Origin of the sequence: Natronococcus sp. CG52, assembly GCF_023913515.1 — an archaeon.
GTDB classification, from domain to species: Archaea; Halobacteriota; Halobacteria; order Halobacteriales; family Natrialbaceae; genus Natronococcus; species Natronococcus zhouii.
Genome location: NZ_CP099391.1, coordinates 923,708 through 949,171 on the forward strand (window position 1 = coordinate 923,708; position 25,464 = coordinate 949,171).

At 66.2% G+C, this 25,464-nt stretch carries 25 protein-coding genes; 12 read left to right on the forward strand and 13 right to left on the reverse strand.

What is annotated here, in order from left to right; genetic code table 11:
• Nucleotides 1–50: 50 nt before the first annotated feature.
• The 8 genes from NED97_RS04800 to NED97_RS04835 all read right to left on the reverse strand — a co-directional run bounded on the left by NED97_RS04800 (nt 51) and on the right by NED97_RS04835 (nt 7,480).
• Nucleotides 51–236 (reverse strand): hypothetical protein, encoded by a 186-nt coding sequence (locus tag NED97_RS04800; RefSeq protein WP_252489587.1) that lies wholly within the window; start codon nt 234–236, stop codon nt 51–53.
• A 258-nt stretch (nt 237–494) separates the two neighbouring features.
• Nucleotides 495–836: a hypothetical protein gene (locus NED97_RS04805; RefSeq protein WP_252489588.1), complete on the reverse strand. Its 342-nt coding sequence runs from the start codon at nt 834–836 to the stop codon at nt 495–497.
• Nucleotides 837–906: 70 nt separating this feature from the next.
• The gene (locus tag NED97_RS04810; protein WP_252489589.1) at nt 907–2,841 is read right to left on the reverse strand and encodes an aldehyde ferredoxin oxidoreductase family protein; all 1,935 of its coding nucleotides are present in this window, start codon (nt 2,839–2,841) and stop codon (nt 907–909) included.
• A gap of 589 nt (nt 2,842–3,430) precedes the next feature.
• A complete protein-coding gene (locus tag NED97_RS04815) occupies nt 3,431–3,829 on the reverse strand; it encodes a helix-turn-helix transcriptional regulator (RefSeq protein WP_252489590.1) in 399 nt (132 codons plus the stop codon).
• A gap of 189 nt (nt 3,830–4,018) precedes the next feature.
• Nucleotides 4,019–4,249, reverse strand: coding sequence for a SelT/SelW/SelH family protein (locus tag NED97_RS04820; RefSeq protein WP_252489591.1), 231 nt, complete (start codon nt 4,247–4,249; stop codon nt 4,019–4,021).
• A gap of 69 nt (nt 4,250–4,318) precedes the next feature.
• Complete coding sequence (gene surE / locus NED97_RS04825; protein WP_252489592.1) at nt 4,319–5,125, reverse strand: 5'/3'-nucleotidase SurE; 807 nt, start codon at nt 5,123–5,125, stop codon at nt 4,319–4,321.
• Nucleotides 5,126–5,188: 63 nt separating this feature from the next.
• Nucleotides 5,189–6,718: a small ribosomal subunit Rsm22 family protein gene (locus NED97_RS04830; RefSeq protein ID WP_252489593.1), complete on the reverse strand. Its 1,530-nt coding sequence runs from the start codon at nt 6,716–6,718 to the stop codon at nt 5,189–5,191.
• 6 nt (nt 6,719–6,724) lie between these two features.
• The gene (locus NED97_RS04835; RefSeq protein WP_252489594.1) at nt 6,725–7,480 is read right to left on the reverse strand and encodes a prephenate dehydrogenase/arogenate dehydrogenase family protein; all 756 of its coding nucleotides are present in this window, start codon (nt 7,478–7,480) and stop codon (nt 6,725–6,727) included.
• A gap of 146 nt (nt 7,481–7,626) precedes the next feature.
• On the opposite strand from NED97_RS04835, the gene NED97_RS04840 reads away from it, so the two are divergent.
• The 6 genes from NED97_RS04840 (at nt 7,627) to NED97_RS04865 (ending at nt 12,420) form a co-directional block, all read left to right on the forward strand.
• Entirely contained in the window at nt 7,627–7,905 is a 279-nt protein-coding gene (locus tag NED97_RS04840) for a hypothetical protein (protein WP_252489595.1), read from the forward strand.
• Between the two features lie 138 nt (nt 7,906–8,043).
• The gene (locus tag NED97_RS04845; protein ID WP_252489596.1) at nt 8,044–8,253 is read left to right on the forward strand and encodes a hypothetical protein; all 210 of its coding nucleotides are present in this window, start codon (nt 8,044–8,046) and stop codon (nt 8,251–8,253) included.
• A gap of 203 nt (nt 8,254–8,456) precedes the next feature.
• Nucleotides 8,457–9,470, forward strand: coding sequence for a thiamine pyrophosphate-dependent dehydrogenase E1 component subunit alpha (locus tag NED97_RS04850; RefSeq protein WP_252489597.1), 1,014 nt, complete (start codon nt 8,457–8,459; stop codon nt 9,468–9,470).
• The gene (locus NED97_RS04855; RefSeq protein WP_252489598.1) at nt 9,470–10,498 is read left to right on the forward strand and encodes an alpha-ketoacid dehydrogenase subunit beta; all 1,029 of its coding nucleotides are present in this window, start codon (nt 9,470–9,472) and stop codon (nt 10,496–10,498) included. Before NED97_RS04850 ends, NED97_RS04855 begins: the two co-directional genes overlap by 1 nt.
• Nucleotides 10,499–10,500: 2 nt before the next feature.
• On the forward strand, nt 10,501–10,767 hold the full coding sequence (locus tag NED97_RS04860) for a lipoyl domain-containing protein (RefSeq protein ID WP_252489599.1): 267 nt from the start codon (nt 10,501–10,503) through the stop codon (nt 10,765–10,767).
• 597 nt (nt 10,768–11,364) lie between these two features.
• Complete coding sequence (locus NED97_RS04865) at nt 11,365–12,420, forward strand: NAD(P)/FAD-dependent oxidoreductase (RefSeq protein WP_252489600.1); 1,056 nt, start codon at nt 11,365–11,367, stop codon at nt 12,418–12,420.
• A 189-nt stretch (nt 12,421–12,609) separates the two neighbouring features.
• Here the strand turns inward: NED97_RS04865 and NED97_RS04870 are convergent, their stop codons facing one another.
• From NED97_RS04870 to NED97_RS04880, 3 genes are all read right to left on the reverse strand, one after another.
• Nucleotides 12,610–13,794 carry a M24 family metallopeptidase gene (locus NED97_RS04870; RefSeq protein WP_252489601.1) on the reverse strand — a complete coding sequence of 395 codons (1,185 nt, stop codon included), beginning with the start codon at nt 13,792–13,794 and terminating at the stop codon, nt 12,610–12,612.
• 91 nt (nt 13,795–13,885) lie between these two features.
• On the reverse strand, nt 13,886–14,200 hold the full coding sequence (locus NED97_RS04875; protein WP_252489602.1) for a DUF7521 family protein: 315 nt from the start codon (nt 14,198–14,200) through the stop codon (nt 13,886–13,888).
• Nucleotides 14,200–14,559 carry a winged helix-turn-helix domain-containing protein gene (locus NED97_RS04880; RefSeq protein ID WP_252489603.1) on the reverse strand — a complete coding sequence of 120 codons (360 nt, stop codon included), beginning with the start codon at nt 14,557–14,559 and terminating at the stop codon, nt 14,200–14,202. Before NED97_RS04880 ends, NED97_RS04875 begins: the two co-directional genes overlap by 1 nt.
• A gap of 119 nt (nt 14,560–14,678) precedes the next feature.
• Between NED97_RS04880 and NED97_RS04885 the strand changes: the two genes are divergently transcribed.
• Nucleotides 14,679–16,454, forward strand: a complete 1,776-nt coding sequence (locus NED97_RS04885) for a carbamoyltransferase family protein (protein ID WP_252489604.1) — start codon at nt 14,679–14,681, stop codon at nt 16,452–16,454.
• A 64-nt stretch (nt 16,455–16,518) separates the two neighbouring features.
• Here the strand turns inward: NED97_RS04885 and NED97_RS04890 are convergent, their stop codons facing one another.
• Nucleotides 16,519–17,697: an inorganic phosphate transporter gene (locus NED97_RS04890; protein ID WP_252489605.1), complete on the reverse strand. Its 1,179-nt coding sequence runs from the start codon at nt 17,695–17,697 to the stop codon at nt 16,519–16,521.
• A gap of 893 nt (nt 17,698–18,590) precedes the next feature.
• On the opposite strand from NED97_RS04890, the gene aroA reads away from it, so the two are divergent.
• A complete protein-coding gene (gene aroA / locus NED97_RS04895) occupies nt 18,591–19,883 on the forward strand; it encodes a 3-phosphoshikimate 1-carboxyvinyltransferase (RefSeq protein WP_252489606.1) in 1,293 nt (430 codons plus the stop codon).
• 32 nt (nt 19,884–19,915) lie between these two features.
• Here the strand turns inward: aroA and NED97_RS04900 are convergent, their stop codons facing one another.
• Nucleotides 19,916–20,647, reverse strand: coding sequence for a GNAT family N-acetyltransferase (locus tag NED97_RS04900; protein ID WP_252489607.1), 732 nt, complete (start codon nt 20,645–20,647; stop codon nt 19,916–19,918).
• A gap of 120 nt (nt 20,648–20,767) precedes the next feature.
• Here NED97_RS04900 and NED97_RS04905 point away from each other — a divergent pair, with 120 nt between their 5' ends.
• The 4 genes from NED97_RS04905 (at nt 20,768) to NED97_RS04920 (ending at nt 25,464) form a co-directional block, all read left to right on the forward strand.
• Nucleotides 20,768–22,033, forward strand: a complete 1,266-nt coding sequence (locus tag NED97_RS04905) for an alkaline phosphatase family protein (protein ID WP_252489608.1) — start codon at nt 20,768–20,770, stop codon at nt 22,031–22,033.
• Between the two features lie 58 nt (nt 22,034–22,091).
• The gene (gene aroC / locus NED97_RS04910; protein WP_252489609.1) at nt 22,092–23,243 is read left to right on the forward strand and encodes a chorismate synthase; all 1,152 of its coding nucleotides are present in this window, start codon (nt 22,092–22,094) and stop codon (nt 23,241–23,243) included.
• A gap of 119 nt (nt 23,244–23,362) precedes the next feature.
• Complete coding sequence (locus tag NED97_RS04915) at nt 23,363–24,460, forward strand: thiamine pyrophosphate-dependent dehydrogenase E1 component subunit alpha (protein WP_252489610.1); 1,098 nt, start codon at nt 23,363–23,365, stop codon at nt 24,458–24,460.
• The gene (locus tag NED97_RS04920; RefSeq protein WP_252489611.1) at nt 24,457–25,464 is read left to right on the forward strand and encodes an alpha-ketoacid dehydrogenase subunit beta; all 1,008 of its coding nucleotides are present in this window, start codon (nt 24,457–24,459) and stop codon (nt 25,462–25,464) included. Before NED97_RS04915 ends, NED97_RS04920 begins: the two co-directional genes overlap by 4 nt.

Below are 25,464 nucleotides of genomic sequence, written 5' to 3' on the forward strand. Positions count from 1 at the left end.
CGGCGGGAGAACGAAGCGCTCGGAAGAAGATCGACGAACGAGTCGCGAGGCTACTGACGGGGTCGCACCGACTCGACGTCCGCCAGTCGGTAGTACTTCGTCGTTCTGTCGCCGGCGTGGTGAGGTTTCGTCTCCGTCCGCGGACGGCTACACCTGAGCCAGCCCGCCTCGAGCCGTTCGACGGTTTCGAACCGCTTCCGGACGCCGCTGGTCAGGTCGACGATGAAGTTTCCCATGGGCGAGATCACCGACCACGCTCGTCGCCGGTCGCGCTGTTGAACAGTTCGTGACGATCGGTTCCGTCTCCGGAGGAGCCGCTCATCGGTCGCGATGGGGACGTGCGTAACGCGTCGTGATACATTGCCCGCGAATCCAGCCAGGAACGGTATATGTCTTCCGGTCAGCCGTCCGAGTGCGGGACACGTCAGGCGGGCGGCCGGCGGTCCACGACCGATCGAGACGTCGATTCTCGCCGAAATAGCTCGCCGGGACCGTCACTCGTCGTCGTACTCGGCCAGCGCCACCGGATCGGGATACGACTCGAGGTCGGTGACGGTCTCGTCGAACCGTCCGCGCTCGGACTCGGCGTACTGGTAGCGCTGGATCCACTCCCGGTGGCGGTTGTATCGAATCTCGATCCGTTCCCAGAGCTCGCCGCGGTCCGGATCGGTCCGGATCGACACCGTCTCGTAGGCGCGAATTCGGTAGTCGCCGTCGGCGTACCCGGTCACCTCGAGCGTCGTGCGCTCGGGTTCGAGTTCGTTCGCCGCGTGCTCGAGAACGCGCTCGGCGAGGTCGTCGAGCAGCGCCAGCCGTGGAATGTCGCTCTCGCTCATCGGTCAGCGCTCCTGATCTGGTCCGCGACGATCGGCATCCGGTCGGCGACCCGCGAAAAGATCGACGCGGTCAGTCGTCGCTCGGAGCTGCGGCGCCGCCGTCGCCGGTGCTGACGCCGGTTCCGGGACCGATTTCGATCTCGAGGTCTGCGAGTTTCTCGTCGGGAACGACGCCGTCGACCCAGCCGCGGTGGTCGTAGTACTCGTCTTTCATCTCCTCGAGTTCGCAGTACTCGCCCTCGCTGGCGCCCTGGCCGCGGATGCCGTCCTCGAGGAAGCGCGCGGGCAGCGAGTCGTCCGCGCCGTCGAAGCCCGCGAGGTTGTTGTAGTAGCGCTCCAAGTTGTAGATGCGCTCGCCGGTCTCCATGAGTTCGTCCTCGGTGACGTCGAAGCCGGTCATCCCGTTGTACTGGGAGACGTACTCCTCGATCCCCTCGGCGAAGGCGTTGAACTTGCAGATGTCGAAGCTGTCGGAGATGGCGTGAAGGTCCTGGAACTCCGCGGTGAGTTCGCCCTTGCCCTCGTACTCGTAGGGGTCGACCTTCTCCGGGATGCCGAGAATCTCCGCGGCGGGGGTATAGCCCCGCAGGTGACAGGCCCCGCGGTTCGACGTGGCGTAGCCGATTCCCATCCCCTTCATGCAGCGCGGGTCGTAGGCCGGGATGGTCTGTCCCTTCACGGCCAGGGAGTTGTCTTCGGCGCCGCGGGCCTCGGCGACCCGTGCTGCACCCTCCGCGAGGAGGTCTGCGAGGTCGTCCTCGCGGCGGGCGATGCGCTCGATCATGTCGACCATCGTCTCGGAGTCGCCCCAGTCCAACTCGCCGACGTCCTCGAGTTTACCCTCCTCCGTCATCTCCATGGCCATCGCCATCATATTGCCGACCTCGATGGTGTCGACGCCCATGTCGTTACAGCGGTCGATCATCAGCGCGATGTCGTCGCGCTCGGTGTGGCCGGAGTTCGGGCCGAGCGCGAAGGCGGACTCGTACTCGTAGGACTCCATCCGGACGTTCATCTCCTCGCCCTTGTGCATCGCCTGGACCTCGACTTCCTTCTTGCAGGCGACCGGACAGGAGTGACACGTCGGCTCGTCGACGAGGATGTTCTCCCGGACGTTCTCGCCGCTCACCTTCTCGGCGTCGAACTCGTCGTCGGCCCAGCCGTCCTCGACGGCGTCACCCGTCGAGGTGTACTTTCCGTTGCGCGTCGGCAGCCCGGACATCTCCTCGGTGATGTTCATCAGGACGTTCGTCCCGTACATCGAGAGGCCGCCCTCGTTGGGCGCCGTGACGTCGGACTCCGTGATCGCCTTCATCGCCTGCTGGTGGCCCTCCTTGAACGTTTCCGGGTCGGCAGGCTGGGGCATCTTCGTGTTCGACTTGACGACGATCGCTTTGAGGTTCTTCGAGCCCATGACGCAACCGGTGCCGCCGCGGCCGGAGGCCCGGTCGTCCTCGTTCATGATGCAGGCGTAGCGGACCCCGTTCTCGCCGCCGGGGCCGATCGCCATGAGGCTCAGATTCTTGCCGTAAGAGCCGTCGACTTCCTCTTCGAGCGTGTCCCGCGTTTCGTGGACGCCCTTCCCCCAGAGGTGTGAGGCGTCCCGAAGTTCGACCTCGCCGTCCTCGACGACGGCGTAGACCGGTTCGTCGGCCTCGCCTTCGAACAGCAGGCCGTCGAAGCCGGCCCACTTCAGCCGGGCACCGGACCAGCCGCCGTGGTGACTGTCGGTGACGGTACCGGTCAGCGGCGACTTCGTACAGACGGCGATCCGACCGCTCATCGTCACCTGCGTCCCCGACAGCGGGCCGTTCACGAACGCCAGCAGGTTGTCCGGCCCGAGCGGGTCGACGTCCGGCCCCTGCTCGAAGACGTACTTCACCCCGAGTCCGCGCGCGCCGATATACTTCTTCGCGTCCTCCTCGTCGATCGGGTCGTGGTTCACCTCCCCCTCATTGAGGTCGATCCGTGCAACGTTGTTCTGAAATCCGCCGATCTCGGTCATTGTAATGTACGTCCAGTATATTCACTGCCTGTCGTGTTAGGTGTTGTCGTGTATTCGTAACCGATATCGGTTACCCCCTCGAGTTGCAGATCCGTCCCCTCGACTGGCGGATCGGTGCTTCGATCGAGGACTCGAGCGAGCCGACCGACTCGGTAGCGACGAATCCGCTACGAGTAGCTGGCAGAGCCGTATCACGGGTTCGAGCGCTCCGCAAAAGCTGACTCGAGTGAGTCGATTCGACTCGGTACGAACTGCCCTCGTCGCGAGTCTAAAAGAGGAGCGAGACGACCCCGAGGACGAGAAACGCCAGCACGATCCATTCGGCGATCGACGTGGTGAGTCCGGCGACACGTCGTGCCGAGGGTACTGGCAACGATCGCGATGACGAAAAACACCGGTGCGAGTCCGGGTACGCCTCACCAGTAGATCACCGATAAATACGAGCGTGGCTTTCATACGCCGTCGCATCCGCGCCCGAAGGTTTCACCTAATCGCAACGTTACCGTTCGCCGTCGATATCGTACGATTCGGTCGCAGTCGGCGGGCTCTCTTCCGGGAGGAGACGTAGAACACGACCGCTGCTCGAGGCTCACTCGTTCAGGTGCGAGCGGTATCCCTTGGGTTCGAAGCCGCGACGGCAAATCACGCGTTTCCGGCCGACGGTGATCGCGCTGACCTGGTCTTCGTCTTCCATGCGGTCGATGACGCCGGCCAGGTAGTCCTCCGACCAGCCGGTTTCGTCGAGAACGGTCGACTCGTCGACCCGTCCGCCGCGTTTGACGAGCAGTCGGAGAATCTTGTCGTCGTCCGGGAGCTTCCGTTCGTCGGTGCCGTACTCGATCTCTTCCGCGTAGCTCAGCGTTTCGTCGTTATTTTCTTCGATCGATTCCTCCCGCGCTTCCGTCGTAGACTCCGCTCTCGTCTCGTTGTCGGCAGAATCGCCGGACCAGAGAGACGAGAGACGCGTCCAGAGTGTACTGAATACCATATGTTGGTCACCCTCGTTGAGACTACCGCTGCTTGAACGCCCACCTACCTTGCTCTTATGTTCAACCCGTTATATACTTGGTCTGCTGTCGAGTTCGGTTTGTGTTCACACCGCCGCCGTGGAATAGCGGCAGCCTTGCGAGCCGCAAGTTGGTTATCTCCATCACGAGTCAGTGCGGATTCAACCGCGTCACACGTACGCACGAACCTCGCGAACGAGCTCGTCGACGTCGTAAGAGTCCTCGCTCTTGTCGAACACGACCGTGTCGTCGACGCGAACCAGGAAGACCCCGTCGTCGCCGGTCCGGAGCGTAACTGCCTCGAGGTCCTCCCGGAACGTCGTCAACAGTGCGTGCTGGACGTCCTCGGCGCGGGAGAGGAACCCGCACGGAACGCAGTACTCGATTTCGACGCTCGTCACACGCCACGGTTGAGCGGCGACGTACAAATCTTCCCTGTTCCGGGACGCCGGGCGGGGTCGATCGAGGTGTCAGTGGTCGGCCGCGACGACGGTCTCGAGGTAGGTCTCCGCGAGCGCTTCGAGGATCTCGTGGTGGTTCGTCGTGTGAGGCGCGGTCAGCGGGGAGATACTGATCCGACCCTCCGCGACGGCGCGACGATCCGTTCCGTCGGGATCCGGTATCGTCTCGGGGTCCATCGACTCCCAGACGCGGTCCGTGAGGTGGATGACGTCGCCGTCGCGTCTGGCACCCATCTCGTAGCGCTTCGAGGGCTCGGTGATCTCGATCGGTGCCGGATCGGCGTCGGGGAGCGGCACGTTGACGTTCAGGTACGCGGCGTGCTCGAAGAGTTCCGTCTCGAGGGCGTGCTCGACGAGGTAGGACGTCACGCGGGTCGCCTCCTCGAAGTCCGTCTGGGTGAGCTCGATCTCGTCGAACGGCGTGTCGTCGACGGGGACGTACAGCGACGTCGCGATGGCCGGGACGTCGAAGAACGCGGCCTCGACGGCCGCGCTAATCGTCCCCGAGCGCCCGAGGACGTACTCGCCGAGGTTCGCGCCCTTGTTACAACCCGCGACGACCATGTCCGGTTCGGGGCCGAGTTCCGCCAGCCCCGCGACGACGCAGTCGGCAGGCGTCCCGTCGACGGCGTAGCCCAGTTCGTGCTCCCGGACGTCGACCTCGTGGGAGATCGACCGACCGCAGGCGCTCTGGTCGTCCGCCGGCGCGACGACGGTCACGTTCGCGCGCTCGGAGAGGGCGTCGTGTAGCGCCCGAATGCCGGTGCTGTCGATCCCGTCGTCGTTCGTCAGCAGGATCTCGCGGTCGTCGCTCATACCGACGTCGTCGGACGGGGGCGCGAAAAACGCACCGGAATGCCGGACGGGTCGGGTAGTGACTCAGCTGACCCGGTCGACGATCGTCTCCTCGTCGACGACCAGATTGTACGCCTCCTCGTCGTCGTTCCAGAGAACGAGAGCCTGCTCGAAGGAGAGCACGTCGCCGTAGTCGGCCTCGAGCAGCGCCCGATTGAGCGACGTCTCCCGGGTGAGGACGGCGTAGTGGTCGACGGTCTCGCTGCCGTCGCTGATCTTGAACAGCGGGTTCGAGTTGCCGGATCCCGGTCGGTCGCCGCCGTCGTCGCCGGTCTCCGACAGCGATCGGCTGAGTTTCGCCGCGGCGAGGTCGATCCGGTTCGTGACGTGGCGCTCCATCTCGGCCATCTTCGCCCGCTCGCTCGTCTCGAGGTCGACGTCGATCCGGCGGCGGCCGTCGAGCCGCAACAGCGAGTGGGAGAACTGGACGTCGACGTTGACGAACTCGCCGGGGGAACGCTCTTCGTCGTGCTCGGGCGTCGCCTCGTCGAGTCGCCGCTGGAACGCGGGCACGGCGAGGTCCGGACGCACGTCGAACGACCAGCCGCGATCCGACGGCGTCTCGCCGGGCCAGAGTCGGACGGTCGGTCCGTAGACGGTGACCTCGCTCTGCGGCGCGTCCGCGGTTCCGTTCGCTTCGTCCGCGTCGCTCGGTCCCGCGTCGATCCGCGTTCCTTCGAGGTCGCGTTCGATCTCCCGGAGCTGGACGCTCGTGTTCCTGTCCGCCGGCGCCATCGCCAGTAGCGTGCCGTCCGGCGCGAGCGCCTCGAGGTACGATTCCGTGACCGCCCGGGGGTCCTCGAGTTCGCTCAGGACGTTGCAGGCGAGCACGAGGTCGAACCCGCCCTCGCCGTTCCCCGGGAGGGTGTCGGGATCGAACGCCTCGGCCGTCGTCCGGTGGACCGTCGTGTGGACGTTGCGGTCCGTCTCCGCGAGCAGCTCCTCGAGGACGTCAGCGGCCGCGCTGGGTTCGATCGCGTGGTACTCGAGCAGGGCGTCGTCGGGGAGGTAGTCACAGAGTCCGAGGGCGGGGCCGCCGACGCCAGCGCCGACGTCGAGCACGCGCAGGTTCCGATCGAGAAGGCCGCGTTCGGCCAGGTCGTCGAGCGCGTACTGGACGGCGGCGTAGTAGCCCGGCAGGTGGTAGATCGCGTAGCCCGCGGCGACGTCGTCGTCGTACTCGACGCGACGACCCTCGAGGTAACGCGACTTGAACCGGCGGATGGTCGATCGGAGGAGATCGCCCGCGGCGTCCTCGTGCCAGTTCACGCCGTAGCGCTCGACGAGCAGGTCCTCGAGTCGCCCCTCGTACGACTCGGGGAAGCGCTCGACGGGACCCCGGTTCGGTCGAACCGGTTCGTCGCCGACGGGGACGAACGTGCCGTCTTCGCGCTCGATCAGGCCCAGGTCGACGGCCTCCTCGCGGAGGTGCTGGCGCACGACCGCCGGATGCGGGCTGCCGTCGACGTAGTCGCAGATCTCGTCGGGGTCGATCGGTCGGACGTTTCGCAGGTACTTCGCGTTCGAGCGGATGGCTTCGCGTTGATCAGTCATGTGTTCTCACTCCTCACTCGCGTCGTCGCCGTGCACTCGTCGGGCGGCCTCCCGGTACAGCGACTCGAGTTCGTCGGGGTCGGCGTCGGCGATCGCAGCGGCGGCGTCGGCGACGTCCTCGGCGCCGTCGAACGTCCGCTGGATGTCCGCGTAGACGCGCGGCGTTCCCTCGGTCATCCGCGCCGCGAGCGCCCGCAACTCGTCGTAGATCGGCGTCTCGAATCCGTCCGGAACGCGGTCGGCGGCCAGCGCGAACGAGAGGACGGCGGCGTGGGTCGTCGCCTGAACCGTCTCCATCGCCTCGTCGTGTTCCGTCGCCGTCGTCTCGACCAGCCCGTTACCCCGTCGCTCGAGGGCCTCGAGCAACGCTTCGGTCGTCGCTCCCTCGTTCTCGCGAACGACGGCGATCGAACCGGGGGCGCGCTCGGGTGCGAACAGCGGGTGGAGGCTCGCGCGCTCGAGGTCCGGCGCGTGGCGGGCCATCGCCTCGAGCGGTTCCGCCATCGCGCCCGAGACGTCGACGATCGCTCGCCGCGCTCGAGGGGCGTGTTCGGCGATCGCCGCCGCGGCGTACCCGAGCGGCACCGCGATGCAGACGACGTCGTAGGCGTCGTCGCGCTCGAGATCGGTGACGTCGCCGCTGGTCGCGTCGGCGGCCGCGGCCGCGACGTCCGGATCGACGTCGGTAAAGGTGACGTCGGCGTCGACGGCATCCCCGAACCACGTCCCCATGGATCCCGCACCGACGATCAGTACGTCCATTGGGCTGTGTTACCCGTCGGCGTTGCAAAAGGCGTTCGATCGATCGGTTCGCGAGGTCGTCCGCGACCGCTCCGCCTTCCGGCGACCGTACACCGTCGCAAGCACGACCGATATGCCTCCGAGTCGAGAACTATCGACGGGATTCTATGACCGAGGACTCACTGACGGAACTCGACCGACGGCGAACGCTCGAGCTTTCCGGCCTCGCCGCAGTCGGCTCGATCACCGCCCTCGCGGGATGTAGCGACAACGACGACGGCGACGGGGACGACGAACAACCCGAGCATCCGGACGAAGTCGACAACGGTTCGGACGGCGGCGGTGGCGGTCCGATCGACGAGGAGGAGGAGACCGGCGGTCACCCCGAGGAGGGCGAGGACGACGAACCGGACGAAGACGGGGAGAACGACGGCGAAGGCGGCTGATTCACGCATCCCGTTCACCGATCGCGCCGCGGACGCTTTTCGAACGAAACGTCGATATACTCGGAATGTCCCGGTAGCAGTAGTATCGGCTGCGAACGACGGCCCGGTTCCTATTCCCGTAGGCTGATCACTGCCCGTATGGTCGATATCGGCAATCCGTTCGGCGTCGATCTGGCGACGATGATGTTCGGGGCCGGGTTCTCGCTGCTCTTTTCCGCGGGTGCGATGCGGTACGAGGAACAGCTCGCCGGTTGGACGTCGGCCGAGGTGATCGGCGCCGCCGGAGGAGTGCTTCTCGCTGCCGGAACCGTCCTCGGTCTCGGCCTCGTGATCGCGGGCCTTCGGTAGCCGAAACGCGACGCGAGGGAGCGATTCCCGGTTCGCTTACTCTCCGTCCCGGAATCGTGCTGCTGACCCGATTTACCGGTTCCTGACGGTGTCGCGTGCAGGAGGTCGAACCCTCGCCTACCGCGAGGCACGATCAGCTATATGATCGTTCGTGTGGAACCGTGCCGATGTGAACCATGGTGGCAGTTAACGAATTACGGTCCATGTTCGAGGACATGGTTACGGCGAGGTACTACGAGGAGCGCCTCCAGGAGGAGTACCTGGAGGGAAAACAGCCGGCGTTCGACATCTCGGCCGGCCCGATTCCGGGCGAGTTGCACCTCGCGGCGGGTCAGGAGGCCGCCGCTGCGGGCGTCTGCCAGCACCTTCGCGACTCGGACACCGTGACGGCGCCGCACCGCCCGCACCACGTCGCGATCGCGAAGGGCGTCGACCTGAATCGCATGACCGCGGAGATATTCGGCCGACGAACCGGTCTGAGCAAGGGGAAGGGCGGTCACATGCACCTGTTCGATCCGGACGTGAACTTCGCCTGTAGCGGCATCATCGCGCAGGGCTGTCCGCCGGCGGTCGGCGCGGGACTCGCGGCGACGAAGCGGGGCGAGGACAGCGTGGCCGTCGCCTTCCTCGGCGAGGGCGCGATCAGTCAGGGGGCGTTCCTCGAGTCGCTCAATCTGGCGGCCGTCCGGGAGCTTCCCGTCGTCTTCGTCGTCGAGGACAACGACTGGGCGATCAGCATGCCGAAGGATCGCGTCAGCGACGTCGCCGACGGCTCCCGGCGCGCCGACGGCTTCGAGATGCCGGGAGCCCGCGTCGATTACGACGACGCGACGGCGGTCTACGACGCCGCGAAGGAGGCGATCGGTCGGGCGCGGGCGGGCAACGGCCCGTCGCTGCTCGAGGTCCAGGTCCACCGCCGGATGGGTCACTTCATGGGCGATCCAGAGAGCTACCGGCCGGACGAGGACAGGGAGGCCGCACAGGAGCGCGACTCGATCGAGCGGCTCGCGGCCGACCTGCGGAGCGAGGGCGTCGAGGACGACGACCTCGAGGAGATCCGCGAGCGGGCCCGCGACCGCGTCGACGAGGCGATCGAGTGGGCCAAGGAGCAGCCGAAGCCCGACCCCGAGGAGGCCCACGAGGACGTCTTCGTCGACCCGCCGTCGGGCGTGACGACGGACGAACCGACCCACGAGATCGCCGGAGGTGACGACTGATGGCACAGAAAGAATCCCAGCAGGCGGTCGAACGCGAACTGACGATGAGCCGCGCGATGGTCGAGGCGATCGGCCACGAGATGCGCGAGGACGACGAGGTTTTCTACATGGGCGAGGACGTCGCCGACTACGGCGGCATCTTCGACAGTACTCAGGGGCTACTCGAGGAGTTCGGTCGCGACCGGATCATGGACGTCCCGATCAGCGAGACGGCGTACATCGGCGCCGCCGTCGGCGCCGCCCAGCAGGGGATGCGGCCGATTGCGGAGCTGATGTTCGTCGACTTCTTCGGCGTCTGTATGGACCAGATCTACAACCAGATGGCGAAGAACACCTACATGAGCGGCGGCTCGGTGAGCGTTCCGATGGTGCTGACTGCGGCCGTCGGCGGGACGTACAACGACGCGGCCCAGCACTCCCAGACGCTCTACGGCACCTTCGCCCACCTGCCGGGAATGAAGGTCGTCGTCCCCTCGACGGCCTACGACGCGAAGGGACTGATGCACAACGCCATTCGCGACGACGATCCGGTCGTCTACATGTTCCACAAGCGCCTGATGGGAATCGGCTGGATGCCGGCGCCCGACGGGCCGAAGACGCCCGTTCCGGACGAGTCGTACACGATCCCGTTCGGCAGCGCCGACGTCAAGCGCGAGGGCGACGACGTCACCGTCGTCACGCTCGGCCTGCACGTCCACCGAGCGCTCGAGGCCGCCGAGACCCTCGCCGAGGACGGAATCGACGCCGAGGTGATCGATCTCCGGACGCTCGTTCCCCTCGATACCGAGACGGTCCTCGAGTCGGTCGAGAAGACGGGACGGCTGGTCGTCGTCGACGAGGACTACCGCTCCTACGGCGTTACCGGCGAGATCATCGCGCGTGTGGCCGAGGACGGACTGGCCGACCTCGAGGCCGTCGAGCGAGTCGCCGTCCCGGACGTTCCGCTTCCGTACGCCCGGTCGATGGAAGACGAGGTGATTCCGGGAACGGATGATATCGAAGCCGCGATCCGCTCCGTGCGATCCTAACTATGGGCGGAAACGAAGACCGGGTCGCCGTCGCGGCGGCGGACGTCTGGCCGGACGACGTCGAGGCGGACGAGACCGGCGTCGTCGTCAACTGGTTCGCACGGGAGGGTCGGCGGGTCGACGAGGGAGAGGCGATCTGCGAGATCCAGATCGAGAAGGTCAGTATCGACGTGCCGGCCCCGATAACGGGGGAACTCGTCGAGATCGAACGAGGCGAGGACGACGAACTCTCGCGGGAGGATACGTTGGGCTGGCTCGCACCCGATTGAGTGACTCCCGTCTGTCTCGATGGAGGTAGTAGACTCCGTGTTCGTATGGTCTCGTTCTTCTTTCGGCGGCCGAGATGGTCAGTAATCTCCCAACTTCTCCGATCGTTTCGGTCGGGACGGTGAATTCGATGACGAGTTTCGAGTCGGCCGCCTCGATGTTGTCGGGGGAAACCGAATCACCGTTCGAATTCCGCTGCGTATCGTTGGTGCCGGAGGTCATGGTGAGCGTGACTCGAGTTGCGGAACGCGGGTTGTTCGACGTGAGACCCGCGTAACGGCCACGCGAATGGATCAGCGTCACGGCGGCACGACGATGCATCCACCATCTCCTCCGTGATCGGAAATGGAAACACGGTGCGCGATCGTTCCGTAACGGGACGACGAACTGCCGGTCGGATATGCCTGTGGCCAGAATTTGTGAACACGCGAGTGACAGCGCTCGACGATCGAGTCGTCGTATTTCGGGGACGGCGTTGTCGCTTGCGAGTCGGTCGCGCGTGCCGTACCCGTAAACGAGCGAGGCGAGCGAACGCGACGAGCCGGCAAACGGCGCCGGCTGCGTGAGGGTACTTCAGCGTCCGACTCGAAGGGGACGGTATGGAACGGATCGGGATCGCCGGCGCGGGCGCCGGCGCGGCCGCGGCGGCCTTCGAAATCGAGGAATCGACCGCCGACGTCTCGGTGACGGTGCTCGAGAAATCCCGCGGACTCTGCGGTCGGGCGGCGACCCGACGGCGAGACGGTATCGTCTACGACTACGGCGCGAACTACGTCAAATCGGACGACGAGGGCGTCGCCGACCTCCTCACGGAGACGCTCCCGAGCGACGGCCTGGTCGACGTCACCGACCCGGTCTGGACCTTCGACGGCGAGGGCGAGATTTCGCCCGGACGCGACGCCGACGAGCACAAGTGGACCTACCGGGAGGGGCTGACGCAACTCGCGAAGCGGCTGTTCGACCGCACCGGCGCGACGATCCACCGGGAGACCCGCGTCGAGCGCGTCGTGCGCGACGCCGACGCCGGGACGTGGAAACTCGAGGACGCCACCGGGAAGCGCTGGGGACCGTACGACGCCGTGCTCCTCAATCCGCCGGCGCCGCAGACGGCCGACCTGCTGCGGTCGGCCGCGTGGGAGTCGGACTGCCGCGAACCGCTGGTCGAAGCCGTCGAGGACGTCCCGTACCGTCGGATCTGGACGGGAATCTTCCACTACCCGTTCGAACTCGAGGCGCCGTATTACGCGCTGGTCGACACCGACAAGACCCACGAGATCGGCTGGATCGGCCGCGAGGAGTGCAAACCCGGACACCTTCCCGACGGCGAGTCGCTGCTGGTCGTCCAGGCCAACCACGAGTGGTCGGTCGATCACGCGGACGAGGATCCCGAGCGCAACCTCGCGGAACTCGCGGCGCTCACCGCCGGATTGCTCGAGGACGACCGTCTGACCGATCCCGACTGGACCGATCACCAGGACTGGCGCTACGCGCTGCCGGAGGCGGGCGTCGCGAGCGATCCCCTGCAGCGCGCGGAGAGCGAGGGACTGTACTGTCTCGGCGACTGGGTCGCCGGCGAGGGGCGGTTGCACGCGGCGCTCCGGAACGGACTCGAGGTCGGCGAACGCGCGGCAAAAGACAGCTATAGTACCAATTAACGGTTTCCACACCGACCGCACTGTCCGCGGTTCTCGCTTGCTTCGCTCACGGGTCGTTCCTCCCCGTTCGCGTCCGCGGTTCTCACTCACTTCGTTCGTTCCGAACCGCGCTCCCTCCGACCCGCGCTCCCGTCGTGCGATCGGGTGTGCACTGACTGTCAGTGGCTACTATCGGCTAGCGCTCCGGCGTTACCTGGCGATCGGCTCGAGTTCCACCCGATACTCGGTCAGGTTCTCGTAGCCGTCCTCGGTGACGACGACGAGGTCCTCGATTCGGACGCCGCCCACCTCGGGGTCGTAGATGCCGGGCTCGATCGTGATCACGTGGCCCGGCTCGAGTTCTCCGCCCGTCGGGGCGACGCTCGGCTGCTCGTGGATGTCCAGCCCGACGCCGTGGCCGGTGCTGTGGATGAATCCCGTCTCGGCGTTCGGATTACTCCGGAGGCTGTCGTAACCGGCCTTCTCGATCACGTCGCAGGCCGCGTCGTGGACGTCGGAGCCGGTAACGCCCGCCTCGATGGTCTCGAGTGCGGCCTCGAACGCCTCCTCGGTAACGTCGTACCGCCGGCGCGCCTCGTCGCTCGGCTCGCCGCGGGCGAACGTGCGGGTCATGTCGCCGAAGTATCCGGTCTGCTTGTCCCGCGGGAAGATGTCGATCACGATCAGCTCGTTCGCCTCGAGCGTGCCGCTGCCGCGGTTGTGCGGGTCGGCGCCGTCCGGGCCGCATGCGACGATCGTTTCGTCGAGCGCACAGCCGTGACGCAGGAGGGTGATCTCGATCTTCTCCTTGACGTCCTCGCTGGTCAGCGGTTCGTCGCCGTGGACGAGGACCCCGTCCTCGACGGCAGCCGTCGCGATGAGTTCCTCGGCGACGGCCATCGCGGCCTCGTTGGCCTCCTGGGTCGCCCGGATCTGGTTCGTCTCCCAGGGGGTTTTCGTCGCTCGAATCCCCTCGACGACGCCTTCGGTCTCGGCCGCGACCGCGAGCCCCTGCTCTCGAAGACCGTCCGCGGTTCCCGTCGGGAAGTTCCGGGGCACCGCGATCGAGTCGACGTCGCGGTCCGCGAGGAAGGCGGCGATCGTTCGAATCGTTCCCTCGTACGAACCGTGTTCGGCGAGCAGTTCCTGGTAGTCGTACGCGGCGCGTCGCGTCACCGAGTCCGCCGTTGCCTCCTTCGTCGCCCGGCCGTACTCGAGGCCCGAAACGAGGAGGTGAACGTCGCCCTCCGCGGTCACCAGCGTCTGGTAGGCGTCCGGTGCGGTAAAGCCGGAGACGTACCGCTGGTCGGAGTCCGAGGCGTCGTCGTCGATGAGGTAGCCGTCCGCTCCCTCGTCCTCGAGGGCGGCGAGAAGCGGCGCGAGGTCGATCTCCATGTGGTGGCTTGTGCAATCACTCCACATAATTGCGCGGGTTGCGGAACGGCGGTCCGCCGGTTCCGCTAATCGCGTGCGAGACGGCCGGCCGCTACGTTCCCGTTCGCAGCGAAACGAGGACGAGCGTCAGTCCGACCGAGACGAGTCCCGCCTGCACGAGTCCGGCCGCCGAGATCGAAACCCCCGCCAGATCGTAGAGCATTCCCTCGCAGATCGCTCCCGTCCCGATAAAGACGAACCCGCCGGAGACGTACAGCATCGGCTCGTTGCCGCTTCGGCGATAGCCGTGGTAGGCGATGTAGGCGATGGTGAGGCTCAACGCGAGCACGACCAGCTTCGCACCGTACGCGATCGGGAGACTCGACGCGATCCAGGTCCGCGTCGCCGGAACGGTGTCTGAGGCCATCAGTCCCCACCTCGGAGTTCGGTCCAGAGGTCGGCGAAGTTGTCGGCGAGTTCGTCCCGAGTATCGACGGCGACGGTCAGTTCGTCGCCGTCGAACGTCGCACGGACGGACTCGACCGTGGTCCGGTAGACGCTTCGGTGTGAGCCGTCGGGATCGACCACCGTCTCCTCCTCGAGCAGCCCGTGATCGTCGAGCGCGGCGACGCGGCGGTAAATCGTCGGCAGCGACGCGTCACACGCCTCGCTGAGTGCCTTGGCGGTCATCGGCCCTTCGTTGGCTGCAGTCAGAATTTCGCGCGCGTACGGATCCGCCAGCAAGTCGAGAATCGAACCGGAATCACGACCACGATCGGTATGCACGGCTGGTGTTCGTACGGTATGGCGTATATAGCCGGCGTTTTTCTGGCCGAGAGAATTTTCGAGGGGATTTTGGATCCTCCTCGCCGAGGGGGTAAACGAGCCCTCCCGTACGTATGAGTATGCCATCGTATACCCTCGCCTGTAAACCCGCGATCGGGCTGTACGGCCAGCACGATCCGAGTGCCGTCCTCTTCGAGAACGGAACCCCGATCTTTGGAATCGAAGAAGAGCGGCTGACGCGGGACAAACACGCCGTCGACACGTTCCCCGAGAAGGCGATCCGTGCGTGTCTCGAATACCGCGATCTCGATCTTCCCGATCTCGAGCGAATTCTGCTGCCGTACGACCCGCAGCTGCGCTCCCGAATCCGGCGCCACTACCTCGTCGACGCGGTTACGGCACCCGGGATCGCCAGAAAGGTGTCCGCGCTCGAGCGAACGATCATCGACGAGGTGCGAAGTCAGTTCCTGCCGACGCGGCAGGTCGAGTCCCGCCTCGAGTCGATCGGAACGCCGGTGCCCTCGGTCGAGTGTCGCTCGCACCACCGTTGCCACGCGGCGAGCGCGTTTCACCCGTCCGGGTTCGACGACGCGCTCGTGCTGACGATCGACGCGAAAGGGGAGTACGACTCGACCGCCATCTGGCGCGGCACCGAAGACGGGCTGTCGCGGATTCGCACGTACGAACACCCGAACAGTCTTGGCCTGTTTTTCGCGATCGTAACCGAGTACCTCGGCTACCGCATGTTCAACGGCGAGGGGAAGGTGATGGGGCTGGCACCCTACGGCGAACGGCGACCGGAGATCGAACGAACGCTTCGCGGGCTGATCGACACCGGGGTCGATTACGACGTGACGGCACTGACGAAGCGGTGGGGGACCGGCTACGGCGTCGAGCAACTCGAGGAGGCGTTCGACCGCCCGCGTAACGACGATCCCGGCGAGTTCGACCGGTGGCAGAAAGACCTCGCACACACGGCCCAGAAACTCCTCGAGGAGACGGTCTGTGAGATCGTCGAGGCCTACCTCGGCGCTTCCCGGTCGAACCGCGTCGCGCTGGCGGGCGGCGTCGCGCTGAACTGCAAGCTCAACAAACGCGTCAGGGAGCTCGAGGCCGTCGACGAGACGTTCGTCCAGCCGGTGGCACACGACGCCGGGCTCGCGCTCGGCGCGGGCTGGCTCGACCGGCGCCCCGCCGACGTCGAGCCGCAGTCGACGGTCTACTTCGGCCCCGAGTACGAGACCGGCGAGATCGAGTCGCTGCTCGAGACCAACAAGATCGAGTACGCGAAGCCGGACGACCTCGAGCGATACGTCGCCGAACGGCTCGCCGACGGCGCGCTCGTCGGCTGGTTCCAGGGGCGACTCGAGATCGGACCGCGCGCCCTCGGCGGTCGCAGCATCCTCGCCGATCCCCGGACCGCCGAGTCGCGCGACCGGGTCAACCGGTACGTCAAACACCGCGAGGAGTGGCGACCGTTCGCCCCCTCGATGCTCGAATCGGCGGCACCTGAGTACCTCGTCGACGGCCAACGGGCACCGTTCATGATCGACACGTTCGACGTCCGCGAGGAGAAACTCGACGAACTCGAGGCCGTGATCCACCCGGCAGACGGCTCGACGCGACCCCAGACGGTCGACCGCGAGCAGCATCCGCGCTACCACCGGCTGATCTCCGAGTTCGAGTCGATCACCGATGTCCCGGCCGTGTTGAACACCTCGTTCAACGACCACGGGGAGCCGATCGTCAACACGCCGACGGAGGCGATCAAGGACTTCTACGGGATGGGCCTGGACGTGCTCGTGCTCGAGGACTGCGTCGTCGAGAAGCGGGCGGCGAAGACGGACGACGGCGAGCGCGAACGCGACGCCGTCGTCGGCGGGCCCGGGCGGTAGCGTACGTAATACAACGTCGTCGATTCGGATCCCGAAAGGCAGCCACCGTATCCGATACCGTCGCTCAAAAGCCGAAGACCGGCACGTACCGGAAGGTGAGAAACGCGCCGATCGTCGCGAGAGCGGGGACGAAGTTCTGGATGACGATGACGCGAGCGGTCGTCGACGGGTCGAAAAGATCCGACGCGTACGGGATGCTCTCGACCGCCTCTTCGCCGATTTCCGGCGCCGACTCGCCTTCTTTTTCGATGGTCAACGAACCGACGGAGACGGTCGCCTCGCCCTCGCCGTGTATCACCTCGGAGGCCGTTATCGTTCGAGTCGCCCGACCCCAACCGAGCCCGATAATGCTCATCGTCGCGACGACCACCAGTTGAACGGGGATACCGATCGCCGATAAGAGCGTGACGATCGTCGCCGAGACCGTCATCACGACGACCGCCGCGGTCAGCGGCAAGTTCGTGATGTCGTTCCCCATCGTTTCGAGCGTTCGCCGGGCGATGGTGAACGCGCCGATGGTGACGGCGACACCCGCGAGGATCACGCCGCTCTCCATCGCGAGGGCGCCGCTGCCGACGAGCGGTGCGACGGCGTTCGCGACGTTCGAAGCGCCGGAACTGAACGCCATGTAACAGCCGATGGCGACGACGACCAGTGAGCCGGTGATTTCTCGGCGGCCGGTTCCCTCGGCGATCCCGATTTTCGGGACCGCCGAAGAGCGATCGACCACCCAGAGGTGGGTCTGTCGACGGGAGATGGCGATCCGCTCGTTGATCGTCGTGTAGAGGTACCGGCCGACGACGGCGCTGATCCAGAACGCGACGATCGGGGCGACGATCCACCAGGAGACGATCTCGCCCATCGTCGCCCAATTGAGCGTGTCGGTCGCCAGACCGAGGCCGGCGATCGAACCCACGGCGGTCATCGAGGTCGACGCGGGTACCCCGAAAAGGTTGCCGAAGAACAACGCCAGACCGATGAAAAAGAGGATCGCGATGCCCGTCTCGAGCGTCAGAAACCGCTGCTCCTCGATGATCCCTTCGCCGAGCGTCTCGACGACGGCCGGGCCGACGATCCACCCCCCGAGGACGAAGAAAATCGACATCAGTACCGCCGCGCCGAGTTTCGAGAGAACGCGTGCGCCGACCGCCGGACCGAACGAAACGCCGGTCGTCGCGCCGCCGATATTGTATCCCACGAAAACCACTACCAGAATGCCGATCAGTAAGAGCGTCTCTATCACGGGTTAGAGAACGGAACGACGCAGAATAAACGTCCCGCGTGGTACCATAGACCTTACGTAATATCGGAGAGACAATCGGCGCTCTAACGGACGATTCGAAAGACGCTCATCACTCCTCGCATCTCGAGGTGGCTCTGGGTACTGAAGCTGAGTTATATTCAACACGCGTTTTCTCGCGGAAGATATCGTAGCCGGTGTGTGTCTTGGAGTCCTCGACGAAAATCCGGCGGTCACCGGTGTTCGACACCCGCTCGAGATCGAACGGCACGTAATCGGGTTCCGAAAGAAGAGGATGAAACAGCTTCTGCGCAAGGGATGTTATTCGTTACCGTGGTTCTACGCGGCCACGAGCGCGTGAAACGTCTGAGTCTGTATCTCGAATCCGTCCGATTTACCGATCTGCTCGGGCGGGTCGTCGCACCCGACAAATCCCTGCTGACCCGCCAGAACCTCGCTCATACCGCGTACGCTGGTACGATCCGTGCTTCGGTTGGAGCGATACTCTTGGCGTTCTCGTCCGTTGATCCGCTTCTCGGTATCGGAATCTTTTCCGTCGGTTTTTGGCTCGTCCTCACGGTCGGACACCTCATCGTCGGACTGGCGTATTTCCGGTCGATATCGTACGCTGCGAGTACTCTCGATCGAGAGGAGTACGAGTAATAATCACCGCTCTCGAGACCCGACGGATATCCGGGTTCACCGTTCGAGAGGCGGCCGGGGAGTCGATTCAGTACCCGTAGCGTCACGTTCGAACGCGCCGCGTAACGGCCGCCTCGGAGAATCTATCGCGGTCCGAACCCGCACATCGGGCGGTCGGTTCGTTCGAGCGCGCGCCACCTCGGAATATCACCAGCATCGGTACCGTGATAGGGCGGCCCTTCCCAGAGGCCAGTATGGACGTCACGATCTCGCCGTCTCGAGTACAGGGGCGGGCGCGGGCACCGCCGTCGAAGAGCTACACGCACCGAGCGATCCTCGCCGCCGGCTACGCGGACGGCGCGACCGTCCGCGACGCGCTCTGGAGCGCCGACACGAAAGCGACCGCTCGCGCCGTCGACCTGTTCGGCGGCGACGTCGATCGAACCGCCGACGGGACCCTCGATATCGAGGGATTCGACGGCCAGCCCGGCGTTCCGGCGGACGTCATCGACTGCGAGAACAGCGGGACGACGATGCGGCTGGTGACGGCCGCAGCAGCACTCGCCGACGGAACGTCGGTCCTCACCGGCGACTCCTCGCTCCGAAGCCGGCCACAGGGGCCGCTGCTCGAGGCCATCGCGGACCTCGGCGGCGACGCCTACAGCACCCGCGGAAACGGGCAGGCGCCGCTGGTCGTTACCGGGCCGATCACGGGCACCGAGGTCTCCATTCCCGGCGACGTCTCCTCGCAGTACATCACCGCCTTGCTGATGGCCGGCGCCGTCACCGAGGAGGGGCTCGAGATCGACCTCGAGACCGAACTCAAGTCCGCACCCTACGTCGATATCACGCTCGAGATGCTCGCAGACTTCGGCATCGAGACCGAACGGACCGAAACCGGATTCGCGGTCGAGGGCGGCCAGCGCTACGAACCCACGGACGGGGAGTACCGCGTCCCCGGCGACTTCTCGTCGATCTCCTACCTGCTCGCCGCGGGCGCGATCGCCGGCGACGAGGGTGTCCGCGTCGAGGGAGCACAGCCGAGCGCGCAGGGCGACACGGCCATCGTCGAAATCGTCGAGCGGATGGGTGCCGACGTCGACTGGAACCGCGAGGACGGCACGATCGACGTCTCGGCGACGGCCCTCCAGGAAGTCGAGGTCTCCGTCGAGGACACGCCGGACCTCCTGCCGACGATCGCGACGCTCGGCGCGATCGCCGACGGCGACACGCGGATCGTCGACGCCGAGCACGTCCGCTACAAGGAGACCGACCGAGTGAGCGCGATGGCCGAAGAGCTGGGCAAGTTGGGCGTCGAAACGACGGAAGAGCAGGACGCGCTGACGGTCCACGGCGGCGAGTCGAATCTCGAGGGGGCCCGAGTGGACGGCCGCGGCGACCACCGCATCGTGATGGCGCTCGCGCTCGCCGGTCTGGTCGCCGACGGCGAGACGACGATCGCGGGCGCGGAACACGTCGACGTCTCCTTCCCGAACTTCTTCGACGCCCTCGAGGAACTGGGGGCGACGCTCGAGCGCGACGACTGACGGCGGGACGCGATTACGGGCGACCGGCTCCGTCAGAACGCGTACGCCATCAGCACCTCGTCGACGAACTCCTCGTCGATCGTGTAGTGATTCTTGCGGATTCCTTCGGTGTGCCAGCCGTGGTTCTCGAGGAACGCGAGCGCTTCGTCGTTGGTCGCCGGAACGCTGTTGTACACCTTCCGGTACCCGTTCGCCTCGGCCCAGTCGACTCCTCGAGAGAGGAGCGCGCTGGCGACACCCCGTCTGCGATGATCCGGTCGAACGCCGACGGTGAGCTGGGCCGTCTCGTGGAGTTTCTCCACCTGGGGCAGATCGAGGTGAACCCATCCGGCGACGGCGTCGTCGACGGTGGCGACGAAGAAGACCCGCGACTGGACGGTGTTGTGGCGCGTCACCGCGTCCTCGTACAGCAACTGTTCGGCGACGGTCTCCGCGACGACGTACGTCTCCGTCGAGGTCACTTCCCGGATCGCGTCGACGAGGTCGTCGAAGTCCCTGTGCTGTGCGGGACGGATGGTGTAGGTCGCCTCGGTGGTGTCGTACTTCTCGACGGAGCCGACGTCGAGCGCGAGCCGGACGGTACCGCCGGTCTCCTCGAGGTACCCTTTCGCTTTCAGCTCGCCGAGTTCCGACCGGAACCGCTCCGGCGGGAGCGACGCCATCTCCCGGACCCGGTGTCGAGCCGCCGTTCCGTGACGTTCGACGTACTGGTAGATCTCTTTGCTCGCCTGGCTCTCGAACGTCGGCCGTTCGGGTGCGCGCATACGGGTGCTCTCGCAGGGAACCGGCATAGTAATTGCTATTTGGTAGCAATCACCACGATGATTTGCCGACCCCGCTCGATCGCCGAGGGGACTTTCTTCTGCGGCCCCGTCGAGACGAGTGTGCGTACCGATCTCGAGTCCCAGCTTCGCGAGCGTCTGACCCAGGGAGGATACCTGTTCCCCGATTACGACGGGTACTGCTTCGCGAACGTCCCCGAGACGGCGGTTTCGGTGCTCGACGACGGCTTCGACCGACGGCTCCCCGACGATGTCCTCGCGGGCGTCGAGACGGACGTCGATAACGTCGTCCTGTTCCTCCTCGACGGCTTCGGCTACGAGCACTGGAAGCGCTACTGCGAGGAGCGGGCGCTCCTCTCGGCGCTCGCCGATCGCGGCACGGTGACGCCGCTGACGGCGATCTACCCCTCGGAAACGGCCGCGGCGCTGACGACCGTCCACACCGGTCGGCCGCCGGTCGAGCACGGGCTGCTCGGCTGGTTCCAGTACCTCGAGTCCGCCGGGCGAATCATCGAAGCGCTTCCGTTTCGGACTCTCGAGGGCGAATCGCTCGCCGACGCGTCGCCGGGGTCGGACGCTCGAGAGCTGTTCGAGGGGGAGACGGTCTACGAGCGCGCACGAGAGCGCGGGATCGAGAGCTACGCGATCCAGCCGAACGAGTTCGTCGACTCGGGGTACACGCGAGCGACCGCCGTCGGCGCGGAGCGGGTGGGGTACGACACCGCGGCGGATCTCGCGGTGACGATCCGACGGACTCTCGAGGACTCCTCCGATCCGACCTACGTCTACGCCTACGAGCCGACGATCGACGCCATCTCGCACGCCGAGGGGACGGGGACCGAACGCTACCGGGCGAACCTCGAGGCGATCCTCGAGCGCCTGCGCTACGAACTGGTCGACCGACTCGACTCCGACGTCGCGGAGCGAACGCTGCTGCTGGTGACGGCCGACCACGGGATCGTCGACACCGTCCCCGAGGAAAACGTCGAGATGACCGAGTGGAACGACTGGCCCGCGCTGCGGGAGACGTTCCGCCGCGATGGCGCCGGCGAGCCGCGTCTTCCGACCGGCAGCCCCCGGAACGTCCACGTTCACGTTCGGCCGGATCGAGTGCAGGAAGCGCGCGAGATCGTCGAGTCGAACGCGATAAGGACGTTTACGCGCGAGGAGGCGCTCGAGCGCGGCCTGTTCGGCCCGGGGACCCCGTCGTCGCTGTTCGAGCGCCGGTGTGGCGACCTGATCGCCGTCCACCGGAACCGAGGAATGTGGTGGTGGGAGATGGCGTCGATCGGGATGCACGGCGGGCTCACGCGCGAGGAGATGCTGGTTCCGTTCGCCGCAGCACGGCTCGACGCGTTGCAGCGGTAACGCCCGATCTTGCGCGTATCCTTCACCCATAAGTACGCGCGCCTCCGAGGGGGAGCCAATGAACGGCAACCGTTTCGGTCGCCTCTTCCAGGTGACCACGTTCGGCGAGAGCCACGGAGAGGCGATGGGCTGCACCGTTTCAGGGTGTCCCGCCGGCCTCGAGCTTTCCGAGGAAGACATCCAGGCGGACCTCGATCGGCGCAAACCGGGTCAGTCGATGATCACGACCAGCCGCGGCGAACCCGACGACGTCTCGATCAAGTCGGGCGTCCAGGACGGCTACACGACCGGGACGCCGATCGGGCTCGTCATCCAGAACAAGGACGCCCGCTCGGGCAAGTACGAACCCTTCATCACCGCGCCGCGGCCCTCCCACGGCGACTTCACTTACTCCGCGAAGTTCGGGACCCGCAACTGGGGCGGCGGCGGGCGCTCCTCGGCCCGGGAGACGGTCAACTGGGTCGCCGCGGGCGCGGTCGCGAAGAAGCTGCTCGCTCGCGAGGGGATCGAACTCAAGGCTCACGTCAACCAGATCGGCGACGTCGAGGCTCCCGAGGTGAGCTTCGAGGAGATCCTCGAGCACAGCGAGGCAAACGACGTCCGCTGTGCCCACCCCGAGACGGCCGCGGAGATGCAGGAACTGATCGAGGAGTACCAGGACGAGGGCGACTCCATCGGCGGCTCGATCTACTTCGAGGCCCAGGGCGTCCCCGTCGGTCTCGGCGCGCCCCGGTTCGACTCCCTTTCGGCGAGACTCGGGCAGGCTATGATGGCGGTTCCCGCGACGACGGCGTTCGAGTTCGGCCTCGGGCGCGAGGCCCGCGAGTGGACGGGCAAGGATCGCAACGACGACTGGGAGTTCGATTCCGAAGGGAACCCGACGCCCGTCGAGAACGACCACGGCGGGATTCAGGGCGGGATATCGAGCGGCGAACCGATCTACGGCGAGGTGACCCTGCACGCCCCGACGTCGATCCCGAAGAGCCAGCAGACGGCCGACTGGGAGACCGGCGAACTCAAAGAGGAGCAGGTTATCGGCCGACACGATCCGGTTCTGCCGCCGCGCGGCGTCCCGGTCGTCGAGGCGATGCTGGCGCTGACGCTCGTCGACTTCATGCTGCTGTCGGGTCGGCTCAACCCGGATCGCGTCGACGGTCAGCCCGGCGAGTACGACACTGAGTACCACCCGAGCAACCCGCGAAACGAGTAGCACAGCACCTCGATCAGTCGCTCTCCCGAGCCAGGTTCCGGTCCGAGATACCGCTCCGTTGCACCTCTGTGTGGTAATCACTAGCATTTATAGGTCGGGTTGTAGTACTGTGCGCCGCTATGGGAGAGATTAACTTGCAAACCCCGGAGGGACGAGCCGAAGCCTTGCGTCGGATGCTGACGATCCGTGCGTTCGACTCGGAAGCGGGCGACCGGTTCGCGGACGGCGAGATTCCGGGGTTCGTCCACCTCTACATCGGAGAGGAGGCGGTCGGCGTCGGGACCTGCGCGGCGCTCGAGGACGACGACTACATCGCGAGCACGCACCGCGGCCACGGCCACTGCATCGCGAAGGGACTGGATCCGAAGTACATGATGGCTGAGCTCTACGGGAAAGCCGAGGGCTACTGCAACGGGAAGGGCGGATCGATGCACATCGCCGACGTCGACGCCGGAATGCTCGGCGCGAACGGGATCGTCGGCGCCGGACCGCCGCTCGCGACCGGCGCGGCGCTGTCGATCGACTACCAGGACCGCGATCAGGTCGCCGTCGGCTTCCTCGGCGACGGCGCCGTCGCCCAGGGCCAGGTACACGAGGCGATCAACCTCGCGGCGACCTGGGATCTGCCGGCGATCTTCGTCGTCGAGAACAACCAGTACGGCGAGGCGACGCCGGTTGACAAACAGCACAACGTCGACAACCTGAGCGACACCGCACAGGCACACGACATCCCGGGACTGACCGTCGACGGGATGGACGTCACCGCGGTCGCGGAGGCCATCGGCGAGGCTCGAGCGCGCGCCCGGAACGGCGACGGGCCGACGCTCGTCGAAGCCGAGACCTACCGGTATCGCGGCCACTACGAGGGCGACGAGGAGCCGTACCGGGACGACGAGGAGATCGAACGCTGGCAGGATCGGGATCCGATCGAGTCGTTCAGGGATCGGCTGATCGATCGCGGCGAGCTCACCGCCGAGGAGTTCGACGAGCTGGAGGCCGAGATCGAAGCCGAAATCGAGGCGGCGGTCGAGTACGCCCAGGAGGCCGACGAGCCGATGCCCGACGAGGCGTACGACGATATGTTCGCCGAGACGCCGCCGGAGATCGAACGGTTCGCGACGGCCGCCCGGACGGACGGCGGTGAGCGGACCGCCAGTTCGCGATCCTCGTCGGAGCCGCGCTCCGACGGCGGCCGCCCCGGAGGTGACCGACGATGACCGCACAGACCGAAGCCGAACTCGAGACCGAAACGGAGACGATGACCGTCCGAGAGGCAATCCGGCAGGCCCTCCGAGAGGAACTCGACCGCGACGAAGACGTCTACCTCATGGGCGAGGACATCGGGCTGTTCGGCGGCGTCCTCGAGGTGACCGGCGACCTCTACGAGGAGTTCGGCGAAGAGCGCGTCCGCGACACGCCGATCAGCGAAGCCGGCTTCATGGGCGCGGCGACGGGCGCGGCGGCGACCGGCACCCGACCGGTCGTCGAACTCATGTTCTCGGACTTCGCGGGCGTCTCGATGGAACAGATCATGAATCAGATGGCGAAGATGCGCTACATGTTCGGCGGGAAAGCCGAGATGCCCGTGACGGTTCGCACGACGGAGGGCGGCGGGATGGGCGCCGCGAGTCAGCACTCGGGGACAATCCACACCTGGATCGGCCACTTCCCCGGCCTGAAAGCTGTCACTCCCGGCACCGCCGCAGCCGCGAAGGGGCTGACGAAGGCCGCGATCCGATCGGACGATCCCGTCTTCGTCTTCGAGAACAAGATGATCTACGAGCAGAAGGGCGCGGTGCCGACCGACGAGGAGTTTACGGTGCCGATCGGCGAGGCCGCGGTCGAACGCGAGGGCGAGGACGCTACCGTCGTTGCGACTCAACGTCTCGTCGGTGAGTCCCTGCAGACCGCCGAGAGTCTGGCCGGCGACGTCGACACCGAGGTGATCGACGCCCGCTCGCTGTACCCCCTCGACACCGAGACGATCGTCGAGAGCGTCCGGAAGACCGGGCGACTCATCGTCGCCGACGAGAGTCCGCTGTCCTACGGCACGCACGCCGAAATCGTCGCGCGGGTCCAGGAGGAGGCGTTCTTCAGCCTCGACGCGCCCATCCAGCGCGTCGGGACGCCCGACACGCACGTTCCGTTCAGCCCGCCCCTCGAGCAGGAGGTGCTGCCGGACGGCGACGACGTGCGCGAAGCGATCGAGCGAGTGACCTGA

What these genes read in the sequence shown, in the direction of transcription:
- NED97_RS04800 (WP_252489587.1), bottom strand. Translation starts at nt 236, where the DNA reads ATGGGAAACTTCATCGTCGACCTGACCAGCGGCGTCCGGAAGCGGTTC.
- NED97_RS04805 (WP_252489588.1), bottom strand. Translation starts at nt 836, where the DNA reads ATGAGCGAGAGCGACATTCCACGGCTGGCGCTGCTCGACGACCTCGCC.
- NED97_RS04810 (WP_252489589.1), bottom strand. Translation starts at nt 2,841, where the DNA reads ATGACCGAGATCGGCGGATTTCAGAACAACGTTGCACGGATCGACCTC.
- NED97_RS04815 (WP_252489590.1), bottom strand. Translation starts at nt 3,829, where the DNA reads ATGGTATTCAGTACACTCTGGACGCGTCTCTCGTCTCTCTGGTCCGGC.
- surE (WP_252489592.1), bottom strand. Translation starts at nt 5,125, where the DNA reads ATGAGCGACGACCGCGAGATCCTGCTGACGAACGACGACGGGATCGAC.
- NED97_RS04830 (WP_252489593.1), bottom strand. Translation starts at nt 6,718, where the DNA reads ATGACTGATCAACGCGAAGCCATCCGCTCGAACGCGAAGTACCTGCGA.
- NED97_RS04835 (WP_252489594.1), bottom strand. Translation starts at nt 7,480, where the DNA reads ATGGACGTACTGATCGTCGGTGCGGGATCCATGGGGACGTGGTTCGGG.
- NED97_RS04840 (WP_252489595.1), top strand. Translation starts at nt 7,627, where the DNA reads ATGACCGAGGACTCACTGACGGAACTCGACCGACGGCGAACGCTCGAG.
- NED97_RS04845 (WP_252489596.1), top strand. Translation starts at nt 8,044, where the DNA reads ATGGTCGATATCGGCAATCCGTTCGGCGTCGATCTGGCGACGATGATG.
- NED97_RS04850 (WP_252489597.1), top strand. Translation starts at nt 8,457, where the DNA reads ATGTTCGAGGACATGGTTACGGCGAGGTACTACGAGGAGCGCCTCCAG.
- NED97_RS04855 (WP_252489598.1), top strand. Translation starts at nt 9,470, where the DNA reads ATGGCACAGAAAGAATCCCAGCAGGCGGTCGAACGCGAACTGACGATG.
- NED97_RS04860 (WP_252489599.1), top strand. Translation starts at nt 10,501, where the DNA reads ATGGGCGGAAACGAAGACCGGGTCGCCGTCGCGGCGGCGGACGTCTGG.
- NED97_RS04865 (WP_252489600.1), top strand. Translation starts at nt 11,365, where the DNA reads ATGGAACGGATCGGGATCGCCGGCGCGGGCGCCGGCGCGGCCGCGGCG.
- NED97_RS04870 (WP_252489601.1), bottom strand. Translation starts at nt 13,794, where the DNA reads ATGGAGATCGACCTCGCGCCGCTTCTCGCCGCCCTCGAGGACGAGGGA.
- NED97_RS04875 (WP_252489602.1), bottom strand. Translation starts at nt 14,200, where the DNA reads ATGGCCTCAGACACCGTTCCGGCGACGCGGACCTGGATCGCGTCGAGT.
- NED97_RS04885 (WP_252489604.1), top strand. Translation starts at nt 14,679, where the DNA reads ATGCCATCGTATACCCTCGCCTGTAAACCCGCGATCGGGCTGTACGGC.
- aroA (WP_252489606.1), top strand. Translation starts at nt 18,591, where the DNA reads ATGGACGTCACGATCTCGCCGTCTCGAGTACAGGGGCGGGCGCGGGCA.
- NED97_RS04900 (WP_252489607.1), bottom strand. Translation starts at nt 20,647, where the DNA reads ATGCGCGCACCCGAACGGCCGACGTTCGAGAGCCAGGCGAGCAAAGAG.
- aroC (WP_252489609.1), top strand. Translation starts at nt 22,092, where the DNA reads ATGAACGGCAACCGTTTCGGTCGCCTCTTCCAGGTGACCACGTTCGGC.
- NED97_RS04915 (WP_252489610.1), top strand. Translation starts at nt 23,363, where the DNA reads ATGGGAGAGATTAACTTGCAAACCCCGGAGGGACGAGCCGAAGCCTTG.
- NED97_RS04920 (WP_252489611.1), top strand. Translation starts at nt 24,457, where the DNA reads ATGACCGCACAGACCGAAGCCGAACTCGAGACCGAAACGGAGACGATG.